Source organism: Maribacter arenosus, assembly GCF_014610845.1.
GTDB classification, from domain to species: Bacteria; Bacteroidota; Bacteroidia; order Flavobacteriales; family Flavobacteriaceae; genus Maribacter_A; species Maribacter_A arenosus.
Map to the genome: position 1 here is coordinate 50893 of NZ_JABTCG010000001.1, position 14047 is coordinate 64939.

12 protein-coding genes are annotated in these 14047 nt (G+C 39.3%); 10 read left to right on the forward strand and 2 right to left on the reverse strand.

The genetic code is table 11. From position 1 onward, the window contains the following. Positions 1–8 precede the first annotated feature (8 nt). Positions 9–1157, forward strand: coding sequence for a cellulase family glycosylhydrolase (locus tag HPE63_RS00265; protein WP_188312229.1), 1149 nt, complete (start codon positions 9–11; stop codon positions 1155–1157). 264 nt (positions 1158–1421) lie between these two features. After that, the gene (gene serA / locus HPE63_RS00270) at positions 1422–3314 is read left to right on the forward strand and encodes a phosphoglycerate dehydrogenase (protein ID WP_188312230.1); all 1893 of its coding nucleotides are present in this window, start codon (positions 1422–1424) and stop codon (positions 3312–3314) included. A gap of 67 nt (positions 3315–3381) precedes the next feature. Here the strand turns inward: serA and rlmH are convergent, their stop codons facing one another. Continuing rightward, on the reverse strand, positions 3382–3855 hold the full coding sequence (gene rlmH / locus HPE63_RS00275; RefSeq protein WP_188312231.1) for a 23S rRNA (pseudouridine(1915)-N(3))-methyltransferase RlmH: 474 nt from the start codon (positions 3853–3855) through the stop codon (positions 3382–3384). Positions 3856–3937: 82 nt separating this feature from the next. On the opposite strand from rlmH, the gene nadC reads away from it, so the two are divergent. From nadC to priA, 4 genes are read left to right on the forward strand one after another with little or no spacing between them, the layout of a single operon-like run. Next, positions 3938–4795 (forward strand): carboxylating nicotinate-nucleotide diphosphorylase, encoded by an 858-nt coding sequence (nadC, locus tag HPE63_RS00280; protein ID WP_188312232.1) that lies wholly within the window; start codon positions 3938–3940, stop codon positions 4793–4795. After that, entirely contained in the window at positions 4796–5779 is a 984-nt protein-coding gene (locus tag HPE63_RS00285; protein ID WP_188312233.1) for a YihY/virulence factor BrkB family protein, read from the forward strand. It begins immediately after the preceding gene. Next, the gene (locus HPE63_RS00290; RefSeq protein WP_188312234.1) at positions 5763–6203 is read left to right on the forward strand and encodes a DUF2147 domain-containing protein; all 441 of its coding nucleotides are present in this window, start codon (positions 5763–5765) and stop codon (positions 6201–6203) included. The genes HPE63_RS00285 and HPE63_RS00290 overlap by 17 nt, the downstream gene beginning before the upstream one ends. Positions 6204–6215: 12 nt before the next feature. Next, complete coding sequence (priA, locus tag HPE63_RS00295) at positions 6216–8672, forward strand: replication restart helicase PriA (RefSeq protein WP_188312235.1); 2457 nt, start codon at positions 6216–6218, stop codon at positions 8670–8672. A 20-nt stretch (positions 8673–8692) separates the two neighbouring features. On the opposite strand, the gene HPE63_RS00300 is transcribed toward priA, so the two are convergent. Continuing rightward, a complete protein-coding gene (locus tag HPE63_RS00300; protein WP_188312236.1) occupies positions 8693–9385 on the reverse strand; it encodes a LytR/AlgR family response regulator transcription factor in 693 nt (230 codons plus the stop codon). 233 nt (positions 9386–9618) lie between these two features. Between HPE63_RS00300 and rpsF the strand changes: the two genes are divergently transcribed. From rpsF to HPE63_RS00320, 4 genes are all read left to right on the forward strand, one after another. Then, the gene (gene rpsF, locus HPE63_RS00305) at positions 9619–9957 is read left to right on the forward strand and encodes a 30S ribosomal protein S6 (RefSeq protein ID WP_188312237.1); all 339 of its coding nucleotides are present in this window, start codon (positions 9619–9621) and stop codon (positions 9955–9957) included. Between the two features lie 5 nt (positions 9958–9962). Beyond that, entirely contained in the window at positions 9963–10259 is a 297-nt protein-coding gene (gene rpsR, locus HPE63_RS00310; RefSeq protein ID WP_188312238.1) for a 30S ribosomal protein S18, read from the forward strand. A gap of 12 nt (positions 10260–10271) precedes the next feature. Beyond that, entirely contained in the window at positions 10272–10724 is a 453-nt protein-coding gene (gene rplI, locus HPE63_RS00315; RefSeq protein WP_188312239.1) for a 50S ribosomal protein L9, read from the forward strand. An 88-nt stretch (positions 10725–10812) separates the two neighbouring features. Continuing rightward, complete coding sequence (locus HPE63_RS00320; RefSeq protein ID WP_188312240.1) at positions 10813–14007, forward strand: TonB-dependent receptor; 3195 nt, start codon at positions 10813–10815, stop codon at positions 14005–14007. The last annotated feature ends 40 nt before the right edge of the window (positions 14008–14047 follow it).

Here is a 14047-nt window from a genome sequence, read left to right on the forward strand (position 1 = left end):
AAACGAATATGATAAGAACGTTACTAGCTTTTTCACTGATTTTGTCACTAGGTGCATGTAAGGAAGAAAAGGACATTTTATCCAAATCGCAAGTTGCAGCGCGGTGGTCCAAGGAAAAGGCCTGGGAATGGTATGATAAGCAACCTTGGTTGGTAGGGACCAATTTTAATCCCAGTACATCTATCAACCAGCTGGAATTTTGGCAAGAAGACACTTTTGATCCTGAAACCATAGATAAGGAGCTAGGATGGTCAGCGGATTTGGGCATGAACCTACATCGCGTTTATCTTCATAATTTACTTTGGCAACAAGATTCCATAGGATTTTTAAATCGTTTGAACGAGTACCTATCTTTGGCGGATAAACATGGAATAAAAACAATGTTTGTATTATTGGACGATGTTTGGCACCCTGTTCCAAAATTGGGTAAACAGCCAGAGCCAGTTCCACATGTACATAATTCAGGATGGGTACAAGCGCCCGGAGCCGCGATTTTGGGTGATACAACTAGACATAAAGAATTGAAGGGATATATCAAAGGGGTCACAGGTCATTTTGCAAATGATGATCGTGTGCTTATTTGGGATGTGTATAATGAACCGGATAATGTGGCAGGGCAACCAGGACGAAGAGAGCTAGAAGTAATAGACAAGCAGAAATACTCTTTTTTATTGTTGCAAAAGGTTATGCGATGGGCAAGGGAAATAAACCCGTCACAACCATTGACCACGGGTATTTGGCGTGGGAATATTGACCATTGGGGCACGCCGGACAGTCTGCCGGCAGTCGATAAATTCATGGTGGAGAATTCTGATGTAATTTCTTTTCATGCCTATGATGGCAATACGGCTGATGTACGACGTAAAATTGAAGAACTTAAAAAATATGACAGACCTCTTTTGTGCACGGAATACGTGGCCAGGGGAGGAGGCAACACGTTTGAAACTATGATGCCCATTCTTAAAGAGGCTAAAATTGCTGCCATCAACTGGGGCTTTGTTTCAGGTAAGAGCAATACAATTTACCCCTGGATAAGCTGGGATTCCACCTTTACAGCAGAGCCCAAAATCTGGCATCATGATATTCTACGACAAGACGGCACCCCTTATTCGCAAAGGGAAGTGGATTTCATAAAGCAAATCATCTCCAAACCCTAATTGCTTAAACCATTTCCAAACTGATAAAGTCTATGGAGTTATAGGGCACATCTACCTTTTGGTTTTCAATTTCTTCTTAGAGTTAAGGGTACATCTATCAGTGTATCAGTGCAGGTTACTCTAATGTGAAATCTTCAATTTATAGTACTTCAAAAAATCATTTCCGTAATTATACCGACGATTGCTCATATCTAAGGCAGTTTTAGGCCCAAAATAAGTATCGGATGTTATTTATAATTATTTTTATGCCCTTATTCTTAAAAGATGAACCAAGTGGGCAGAAAGTATGTTTTTGATTTTGATAGTACCTTGACAAGGGTTGAGGCTTTGGATGTATTGGCTGAAATGACCTTGCACGGAAAATCGAATAAGGAAGAGGTGATCAATGAAATCCAGAAAATCACGAATCTGGGAATTGATGGCGACATCTCTTTTACCGAATCTTTGGAACGTCGCATTAAACTTTTAAAAGCCCATAAGAATGATTTGGAAGGATTGGTGCAGGAACTTCGTCAAAAAATATCCAAATCAATAGAGTCTAACAAAGAATTCTTCGAAAAATTCTCAGAAGATATTTATGTGATTTCATGTGGATTCAAGGAATTCATAGACCCCATTGTTCATGAATACAACATTCCTTCTGAAAGGGTGTATGCCAATACTTTTGAGTTCGATGCGGAAGGATATATCGTTGGTTTTGATGAAAAGAACCCTTTGTCCCAACATAATGGAAAGATAGAATGTCTTGAGCAGATGAACCTTGAAGGAGAGGTTCAGGTCATCGGTGATGGATATAGTGACTATGTAATGCGTGAAGCGGGCATCGCCCATAAGTTCTTTGCATACACAGAAAACGTTCATCGGGAAAAGGCGACTGACAAAGCCGACCATGTAGCGCCTAACTTGGATGAATTTCTTTTCGTAAATGACTTGCCGCGTAATATTTCGTATCCTAAGAATAGGATCAAGATCCTTTTGCTGGAGAATGTTCACCCTGCAGCTTTCGATAATCTTTCGGAAGATGGTTTTTCAGTAGAACTGGTAAAAACCAGCTTATCTGAACAAGAATTGATTGAAAAGATAAAAGGCGTTCATGTTTTAGGAATACGGTCTAAAACACAGGTAACCCAAAAAGTGTTGGATGCTGCCAATAAGCTATTGGTCGTTGGGGCCTTCTGTATAGGCACTACCCAGATCGATTTGGACTACTGCAAGACAAAAGGGGTAGTGGTTTTCAATGCACCATATAGCAATACACGCTCGGTAGTCGAATTGGCCATAGGTGAGATTATTATGCTTATGCGGAATATCTTTCCGTTGAGTACAGAGCTCCATGAAGGACGTTGGAATAAAACAGCTGCCAATTCTAGGGAAGTGAGGGGTAAGAATATAGGTATTGTGGGCTATGGGAATATAGGGAAACAATTATCGGTTTTGGCAGAAGCCATTGGTATGCGCGTGTATTACTACGATATAGAGGATAAACTAGCCATCGGGAATGCCATACGATGTGAAACCTTGGAAGATTTGTTGAATGTGTCCGATGTAGTCACTTTACACATCGATGACAATAAGGCCAATAGGAATTTTATTGGTGAGCGTGAGATAAAGCAAATGAAGAAAGGGGCGATGTTGATCAATCTTTCGCGGGGTTTTGTAGTAGATATCGACGCCCTCTCCGAAGCGCTGAAGAGTGGTAAGCTTGGTGGGGCCGCTATAGATGTATATCCTGAAGAGCCAAGGGCCAATGGGGAGTTCCATACAGATCTACAAGGACTTTCGAATGTGATCCTTACTCCTCATATTGGGGGTAGCACTGAAGAGGCCCAACGCAATATTGCGGATTTTGTACCTAACAAGATTATGGATTATATCAATTCTGGCAATACGGTGGATGCCGTTAATTTCCCAAATATCAGATTGCCGAAACAAACTAATGCACACCGGTTTTTACATATCCACAAAAATGTACCTGGTATTATGGCCAAAATCAATAAAGTGTTGGCCAATTATGAATTGAATATCATTGGGCAATATCTTTCTACCGATTCTGAACTGGGTTATGTGATAACCGATGTGGACAAAGAATACAATAAGGATGTGGTCAAGGCATTACGCCTAATAGATAACACCATTAAGTTTAGGGTACTTTATTAAATAGATTCGTTGTGGTCTATATATTTGTTCAACAGTATATGGCACCAATTTCTTTAAATGAAATAGGTCATCTATGATGATAAGGTTCATTCCTTAAAATGGTAAATGCCCTGTAAAGTTGTTCCACAACGAACAAGCGTACCATTTGGTGGGAAAAGGTCATCTTCGAAAGACTTAATCTTCCTTGTGCCTTTGCATACACTGCTTGGCTAAAGCCATAAGGACCTCCAATGACAAAAACCAGTTGTTTTAGGCCCGAATTCATCTTTTTTTGTAGATACATTGAGAATTCCACGGAGTCGTATTGCTTACCATTTTCATCCAAAAGAACCAAAATATCCGTATTGTTCAGTTTTTTTAAGATCGATTCGCCCTCTTTTTCTTTCTGCTCTATTTCAGAAAGGTTTTTTACATTTTTGATGTCAGGAATAATTTCAAGTTCAAACTTGACATAATGACATAGCCTTTTCTCATAATCGGCGATAAGGTGTTGTAGTGAAGCACTATCTGTTTTTCCTATAGCCATCAGTTTTATCGTCATGTGTCAAATTTAAAACTTTCAAGTTATAGGATATTCATAATGGGTATTGTTTTTAGTAAATTAGCGCAAACCAATTTTGTAAATGATTTCAGAAGCACAATTTCAAAATGAGATAGATCTGATTATTGCCAATGCCATTCGTGAGGATGTAGGTGACGGGGATCATAGTTCCTTGGCTTGTATACCGGCAACAGCTGAAGGGAAAGCTAAACTTTTGGTAAAGGACGAAGGAATTATTGCTGGGATTGATTTTGCCAAACAAGTGTTCGCCCATATCGATAGTAAAATGCAGGTAGAAACCCTGATTGATGATGGTTCCCCGGTGAAATACGGTGATATTGCTTTTTATGTTTCGGGAAGTTCCCAAAGTATCTTAAAGGCTGAACGATTGGTGCTGAATGCCATGCAGCGAATGAGTGCTATTGCAACCAAAACGAACTCCTATGTGCGCTTATTGGAAGGCACAAAAACAAAGATCTTGGATACTCGAAAGACCACTCCTGGAATTAGGGCTTTGGAAAAATGGGCAGTAAAAATAGGAGGAGGCGAAAACCATAGATTCGCACTTTATGATATGATCATGCTCAAAGATAACCATATCGATTTTGCAGGAGGCATAACCAACGCTATCAATAAAACACAACACTATCTCAAAGAAACCCAAATGGATTTGAAAATCATTGTGGAAGCTAGAAATTTGCAGGAAATCAACGAAATTCTAAAATGCAATGGGGTTCATCGCATTTTAATCGATAACTTCAATTATGAGGATACTAGGATAGCGGTAGATTTAATCGGAGAAAAGTGCCAAACGGAGTCCTCTGGTGGAATCAATGAAGAAACAATCCGAAGTTATGCCGATTGTGGAGTTGACTATATATCCTCGGGAGCTTTAACACATTCGGTGCATAACATGGACCTTAGCCTTAAAGCCGTATAAATGTCAACAGAAATTGAGGCTAAGCTTGATAAGATTCCTATAATAAATTGGTTGGTTGGCCTTTTGAAAAAGGTAAAATTACCGGCCTTTGAAGGCCTTTCCCTTTATGACCTAACCGAAATGTATATGATGGGGATTGTACGGGGTGCCTTGTCTTCTAGGGCAAGCTCAATTGCCTTTAGTCTTTTTATGGCCCTATTTCCCCTATTGATATTTTTAGTGACCCTTGTACCTTTTCTAATACCATATGCCAGTGTCGGAAATGAAAATTTCGATGCCCAATTCTTATTGTTCCTAGAGTCATTTCTTCCATCGGCCACCAGTGAATATTTTGGGGAGATCTATCAACAAATTAAAGACCAGCAGAGTGGTGGATTGTTGTCTTCCGCATTTTTCATCTCAATTTTCTTGATGGCCAATGGTGTAAATGCCATTTTCGGGGGATTCGAGAATTCCTATCATGTTGAATTAACTCGAAATTTTATTCGGCAATATGCCTATGCATTAATGGTTGGGTTAATACTTTCGATTCTTTTGATCCTGGGAGCTGCCGCCTTTGTATATTTTGAATTCTATATTTTGGATTATTTGAGTGAATGGGCCGCAAAAACCAGGGGCTATGACCTATCCGAAAATGATATTGTCGGTGCCCAGATTGGTAAGATTTTATTTTTTGTATTACTATCCTATTTTACAACAGCCATTTTGTATTATTTTGGTACGGCGGAGGGTAAACAGGTAAAATTCTTTTCGATAGGAGCCTTGATGACTACCATACTATTCGTATTGACTTCATATCTTTTTGGGGTATATGTTGAGAAATTCGCACGGTATAACGAATTATATGGGGCTTTGGGAGGTTTATTGATACTAATGGTGTTCATTTGGTTAAATTCCAATATATTGCTACTCGGGTTCGAGCTTAATGCTTCACTTTATTCATTACGAAAAAACATTAACAATCAAGATGACGAAAACAAGTAGACTTATAGTATTGGGAATGTTTTTTATGTTCACCCTTACCTCACAATCCCAAAGTGTATTCGGTAAATGGAAAACCATTGATGATCGCACTGGCAAGCCTAAAGCCATTATAGATATTTACAAGAAAGACGGTTTAATGTATGGCCATGTCGTTGAAATTCTTGAAGAAGGAAAAACGGATGCTGTATGTTCTAAATGTGATGGGGATATGAAAGATCAACCTATTTTAGGAATGACCATAATAGATGCCGCAAAAGAACATGATGATGGGGAATGGAAAGGCAAGAAACTTTTTGATCCACAACAGGCTATGACGTTTCGCTGTAAAATATGGTTGAATCCGGATAATAAAGATGAGCTAAAGGTCCGCGGCTATTTGACATTTATTTATAGAACGCAAACTTGGTTGCGTGTTGAAGGATAGAAGACGAAGTGTATGCAACATTTCATCAATGTAATATTACCGATTCCCCTCGAAAAACTCTTCACCTATAGTATTTCAGAATCCGAATTTCAGGTTTTGGAGGCTGGAATGCGCGTAGCCGTCCCTTTTGGCAAATCAAAAATTTATACGGCCCTGGTCTATGAAACACATATAACTCCACCTGAGGTATATGAGGCGAAGGAAATCCATAAAATATTGGATGAACATCCTATCGTAAATCAGCTGCAATTAAAGCATTGGCGTTGGATTGCCGATTACTATATGTGCACCATAGGTGAGGTATTCAGAAGTGCCATGCCGAGCGCTTTTTTATTGGAGAGTGAAACCTTGATCTTAAGGAACCAGAGGGGAGTGGTCGACGAAGGCGCCCTTAAGGATGATGAATTTTTGGTTTATGAGGCCCTGCAACATCAATCAATGTTGAGGGTAGATGAAGTGCGGGCGATAGTAGATACGAAAAATATTTTACCCATCTTGAATCGGTTATTGGAGAAGAATATCATTATTCTAAAAGATGAGATCTATGAGCAGTACAAGCCCAAATTGGTTCGATATGTAAAACTGGGTTCCGCATATAAGTCCGAAGACAGGTTGGAAGAGTTATTAAATTCCTTGACAAGGGCCCCAAAACAGAGCCAGGTAGTCTTATCACTGTTTCAATTACAAGCTACGGATAAAAAACCCATAAAAGTCACCGATTTGGAACGGGCCAGTGGAAGTTCAAAAGCCGTTATCAAGACCTTGATAGATAAGGGTATACTTGAGGAGTACCACATACAGACCGATAGGGTCAATTATGGCGGTACGACCGATGATTTCGACTTAAAAACCCTTAATGAACATCAGCAAAAAGCCTTGCAAGAAATTCATGAAAGTTTTGACAATAAAAAAGTTACGTTGCTTCATGGGGTTACTTCCTCAGGTAAGACGGAAGTATATGTGAAATTGATCGAAGATTGTATCAATGCCGGAAAGCAGGCCTTGTATTTATTGCCTGAAATAGCCTTGACCACACAACTAATTACAAGATTACAGGATTATTTTGGAGAAAAAGTTTCGGTATATCATTCCAAATATAGCATACATGAAAGGGTTGAAGTATGGAACAATGTGTTGGTTAAAAAAGCAAAAGCACAAATAGTACTTGGTGCACGTTCCGCATTATTTCTGCCATATTCCAATTTGGGGCTGATCATCGTCGATGAAGAGCATGAGGGTTCATTTAAACAGTTCGACCCAGCGCCGAGATACCATGCTAGGGATGCCGCAATCGTATTGGCCACTTTACACCAATCGAATATCATTTTGGGTTCGGCCACTCCAAGTATAGAAAGCTACTATAATGCCTTGACCGGAAAATATGGCTATACAAGTATCGATAGGCGATTCGGCGATGTTTTAATGCCTGAGATAGAGTTGGTCGATTTAAAGGAACAAACCCGAAAAAGGAGAATGAAAGGTCATTTCTCAGAACGCTTATTGGCTGAAATTACCCAAACGTTGAACGATGGGGAACAGGTAATCCTTTTTCAAAATCGTAGGGGGTATGCACCAATTCTTGAATGTACCACCTGTGGTCATTCGCCCCAATGTCCCAATTGCGATGTAAGTCTAACCTATCATCAGTTTAAAAAACAATTGCGTTGCCATTATTGTGGACATCATATTGCACTTCCAGAAAGTTGTGAAGCCTGTGGCAGCCCTACTTTGGACACCAAGGGTTTTGGTACTGAACAGGTAGAGCAAGAGTTAAAAAGCTTGTTCCCTAAGTCCAATATTGGGCGAATGGACTTAGACACGACCAGGGGCAAATATGGTTATGAAAAGATTATCACCGCCTTTGAGCAACAAGAATTGGACATTCTGGTAGGAACACAAATGTTGACTAAGGGATTGGATTTTAGAAATGTGGGTTTAGTGGGCATAATGAATGCCGATTCCCTTTTGAATTTTCCTGATTATAGGGCACATGAACGTAGCTTTCAGTTATTGACCCAGGTAGGGGGTAGGGCAGGGCGTACTCAAAAAAGGGGAAAGGTAATCATTCAAAGTTATAACCCCTACCATCAGATTTTAAAACAGGTTTCTACCAATGATTATGAGGGTATGTATAAAGAACAGTTGTACGAAAGGGAACAATTCTTATACCCACCTATAAATCGAATAATCAAAATAACTTTTAAGCATAAAAATTTCAACAGGTTGAATGATGCGGCAGAGTGGTTTGCTAAATCTCTAATGAATGTTTTCAAGGCCGGTATCTTAGGCCCGGAATATCCCCCCGTGGCCCGTATCCGTAATCAATACCTGAAAAATGTAATCATTAAGATTCCTTTGGGTCAGCCTTTGGGGAAAACAAAAAATAGCATTAAAAGAATCGAAAATTCCTTTAATGCTATTTCACAGTTCAGAAGTGTACGGGTAATCTACAATGTAGACCACATTTAGAAATTGCTTTACGTACGAACTTAAACGTTACTTAATGCTTCGGCCAGTTCGGTCTTCTTGTTTCTACTTAAAGGAATCGACCTTCCGCTTACTTCAACATTCTTACTATTGAATTTTTCAACTTTTTCCAGGTTTACAATGTAGGACTTGTGGATCCTGAGAAATTTATCTTCCGGCAATTGCTTTTCAAAAGATTTCATTGTTGATAAAATAACAATGTTGGCCTCATCGGTCACCAACTTGATATAGTCACCAAGAGCTTCAATCCACTTTATATCGTTGAGGATAACTTTTCTTTTCTTTAGGTTACTTTTTACAAAGATGTGCTCTTCGTCTTCAAGGACCCTGTTCATTTGCTCATATTTGGCTACAGCTCTTTTGACAGATGCATCAAAACGGGCCATGGTAATAGGTTTGTGCAAATAATCGGTGACGTCGTAGTCGAATGCTTTAAGCGCATAATCAGGCTTTCCGGTAATCAAAATTACCTGCGGGCTGTTTTCAAGGGATTCGAGTAGGTCAAATCCATTGATGATGGGCATCTCGACATCCAAAAAAATCAAATCGATTTCATGGTTCTTAATACCGTTTTTCGCTTCGATAGCGTTGCTGTATTCCGCAACCATTGCTAGGTTTGGGTGATTGTTCACCAACTTCGCAACTGCCATCCGTTGCATTGATGAATCATCGACAATAATACTTCTTAATTTCATAAATGGGTTGATTTGTGGGGTTAAATCATCGACAAATTACCGAAATTACACGCTGAACTGCAATAAAAGTTGTAAACAATGTATTAAAAACTGTGTAATTTGCAATGATCATATGTTAAGATTTGGTTAAGTTCGATTTTTATCATTATCCTATCTATAACGAAGATTTTTTCGTTTTCTTGTGATTACTCGTAAATATTCTTATTTTTGCGCTCCTTAAAAACAAATTATTTATGAACAATTACGAAACTGTTTTCATTTTAAATCCCGTTCTATCAGATGTTCAGATAGAGGAAACAGTTAAGAAATTCGAGGATTTCTTAATTAAGAATGATGCCAAGATGGTATCAAAAGAAAATTGGGGGCTTAAGAAATTGGCCTACCCAATTCAAAACAAAAAAAGTGGTTTTTACCACCTATTCGAATTCACCGCACCTGGAGAGGTTATAACACCTTATGAGCAGGAATTCAGAAGAGATGAGCGAGTAATGCGCTTTTTGACTGTTAAGTTGGACAAGCACGCCATTGAATGGGCTGAGAAAAGAAGAACAAGATTAAAATCTAAAGCGTAAGTACTATGGCATCTATAGAACAACAGGCAAAAGGAAAAAAAGATGGGGAAATCAGATATTTGACCCCATTGAATATTGAAACCAACACCAAAAAGAAGTATTGTCGTTTCAAAAAGTCAGGTATTAAATACATTGACTATAAAGATCCCGATTTTTTAATGAAATTGGTTAATGAGCAAGGTAAATTGTTGCCACGAAGATTAACAGGTACTTCTTTAAAATATCAAAGAAAAGTTGCACAGGCAGTAAAAAGGGCCCGTCATCTGGCACTAATGCCCTATGTTGGTGATTTATTAAAATAAAAGAAACGAACCATGGAACTTATATTAAAGGAAGACGTACAAAACTTAGGTTTTAAAGACGATTTGGTAAGTGTTAAGAACGGGTATGGTAGAAATTTTCTAATACCCCAAGGTTTGGCCGCATTGGCTACCCCATCTGCAAAAAAAGTATTGGCAGAAAACTTAAGACAAAGAGCCCATAAAGAAAAGAAAGTCATTGACGCTGCCAATAAGATCGCAGAAGCTTTAAAAGGACTTGAACTTAAAATCAAGGCGAAGGCTGGTGCAGGAGATAAACTTTTTGGATCGGTAACTACTGTGGATTTGGCGGCAGCCATTGAAAAAGAGGGGCATGAGATTGATAAAAAATTTATCAGTATCCAAGGTGGTGCCGTGAAAAGACTTGGACCTTACAATGCGCAAATTAGACTTCATAGAGATGTGGTTGTTGACTTCCCATTTGAAGTTGTTGCAGAGAATAAATAACAGGAAAAAAATTTGAGAGTTTTAAAGAGCTATGCTATGCATAGCTTTTTTTTTTCCTATTTTTAATCGATTAACTCAAAACCAAATTATGAATAAAAAACTTCAACTAAGCATTATGCTATTGCTAGTCTCCATTTCAACAATAGCTCAGGTCACTACCTCTAATATTAGTGGAAAAGTTCTCGATGATCAGGACATTCCTTTGTTAGGGGCAAATATTGTTGCCGTTCATACCCCTACAGGTACGACCTATGGAGCTATTACCAATGAAGATGGTAGGTTCAATCTTTTAAACCTACGGGTAGGTGGTCCTTATGCCGTTTCAATTTCTTATATAGGGTTTAAAACCCAGGAATATAACGATGTGTTTTTGACCTTGGGAAAAACCTTTGATCTCGATGCCAAGATGGTTACTGATAGCCAAGCGCTTGATGAGGTGGTGGTTGTTTCAGATCGTGGTGGAACATTCGGTGATGATAGGACCGGCTCTGAAACAAGTGTTGGTCGACGGGAATTAACACGTTTACCGACTATCTCAAGATCGGCTCAGGATTTTACAAGATTGGAACCTACTGCTAGCGGTAACTCTTTCGGTGGCCGCAATGATCAGTTCAACAACTTCTCATTGGATGGGGCAATATTTAATAACCCATTTGGATTGGACGCACCTACGCCTGGTGGGCAAACAGATGCACAGCCGATATCTTTGGATGCCATTGATCAGATTCAAATTTCCACGGCCCCATATGATGTAACCCAATCGGGATTTACAGGAGCTACTGTAAATGCTGTTACCAAAAGCGGTACGAATGAATTTCATGGTACGGTTTATGGGTTTACCCGAAATGAAAATTTGACCGGGGGTAAAATCCGTGGGGAAAACGTAGTAAAACCCGATTTGAAACAAAACCAATACGGGGTTAGTATCGGAGGTCCCATAATTAAAGATAAGTTGTTCTTCTTTGCAAACTTTGAGAAAGATGAACGCGATGATCTTGGTTCAAATGGATGGATACCCAATACGGGTTCAGGGGCCATTAATGAAACTAGGGTATTGGAAAGCGACCTACTCGCTGTACAGTCTGCCTTAGGTACGCTGGGTTATGATACCGGTGCCTACGAAGGCTTTACCTATGGTTCTGAATCTACCAAGGGTATTTTTAAGCTCGATTGGAATATCAATGATAAAAATAGATTGGCTATTATCTATAATTTTTTAAATGCTTCTAAGGAAAAGCCAGCGCATCCTACTGCGATAGGAGTTAGAGGACCTAGTTTTTCAACTTTACAGTTTCAAAACTCGGGATATGAAATCAACAATAAGTTGAATTCTATCCAGGTAGAGCTGAATTCAACACTTTCTGACGAAGTGACCAACAAATTACAGGTAGGATATACGCACTTTGATGATTTTAGAAACCCACTTTCAACCCCGGCACCCAGTATAATCATACAAGATGGGGCAGGGTCGAATTATATTATTGCGGGTCATGAACCATTTTCAATACATAATAGATTAGATCAAAAGGTATTTCAGTTGACAAACAATATGAATATATTTAAGGGCAATCATACGTACACGGTAGGTTTTGCCTTTGAAAAATTCCAGTTCGACAATTCATTCAACCTTGGCTATTATGGGGGAACTTTTGGATTTGACGTAAATGGCACCCCTAATGATTTCAATGATGACAGAAATTTTTCATCGGTCGCTGAGTTTCTCTCATTTGCACAGCCGGGAGGTATGATAGATGGAATGATTCAGGGCGCAGAAGCAACTTTTGCCAACAATAATCAGTTTGAAGATGGAACTCCAGGTGCTTGGTCCCAAGCTGAGACCAATGTCGGTCAATTGTCTTTTTATCTACAGGACGAGTGGAGTGCCATGGACAATTTCAAGTTAACCTATGGAGTGCGTTTTGACAAACCGTTATACTTTGATACCAAGGAGAAAATTAGGGAGAATATAGAACGTAAAGGTACGTACCAACCGGACAACGTATATTTTAATCCAAATACAGGAGAGAACACCACTATTGATTCGGAACAGCTGCCTAGTAACGATTGGATGATATCCCCTAGAATAGGATTTAATTGGGATGTAAAAGGCGATAATACCCTGCAATTACGTGGTGGTTCTGGAGTTTTTACTGGAAGATTGCCTTTTGTATGGTTAGGCAACCAAGTACAGGGCGTAGATTTCTTCTTCTATCAGGCAGTAGATCCTGATTTCAAATGGCCTCAGGTCTGGAGGACCAATCTTGGTGTTGACAAAGCATTGGAAAACGGACTTGTTTTAACTGCAGATGTATCATACACGAAAGATTTGAACGCCTCACATGTTCAAAACTGGGCATATCGAGATCCTTCAGGCACTTTGAATGCCCCTGGTGACAACAGACCAGTGTATCTTTCAAGCGATGTCTCCACCAATGCCTTCGGGGGGGCGACAAGCGCATATGTGTTTACAAATTCCGATAAAGGCCGTATTTGGAACCTGTCCTTAAAAGGTCAAAAAACATTTGATAACGGTATTTATACTATGTTGGCCTATAGTTATTTGAATGCCAAGGACGTCAACTCTATTGAAGCGGAAATTACTGGTGATGCCTTCGATTTTAACCCTAATTTAGGGGATGCCAATGCCGATGTGTTGGGCTACTCCAAATATGGGGATACGCATCGTTTTATCGGGGTTGGCTCGAAACAGTTTCAATATGGCACGGATAATAAATGGGCCACCACTATATCTACTTTCTTTGAATATGCACAAGGGGGTAGGTTCAATTACACCTATGCTGGGAATATAAATAATGATAGTTCTTTCCAGAACAATGATTTGCTTTACGTTCCTACTTCTTCAGAAGTTCAACAAATGCAATTCAGCGGGGCTGGCCAAGCAGAAGCTTTTGAAGCTTATGTGCAGCAAGATGATTATTTAAGCGATCATAGGGGGGAATATGCAGAACGTTATGGAGCCTTGGCACCATGGAGGGGGAGATGGGATATTAAAATTCTTCAGGACTATAATTTTAAAGTGTCTGGAGACAAGACCCATACCATTCAGTTAAGTTTTGATATTTTGAATTTTGGTAACTTGCTGAATTCCGATTGGGGGGTTATACAGCAACCTAATAACCTTAATCCGTTAAGCGTTTCAGTCGATCCCAATACGAATATACCTACCTATTCCTTCAATCCTGAACTAACAGATACTTTTGGATATGATGCAAGTCTATTGTCTAGGTGGCAAGGTCAGTTTGGTGTTAGATACATATTTTAAGTCACACAGAAAATTATTGGAAATGCCCTGACTTAATTGT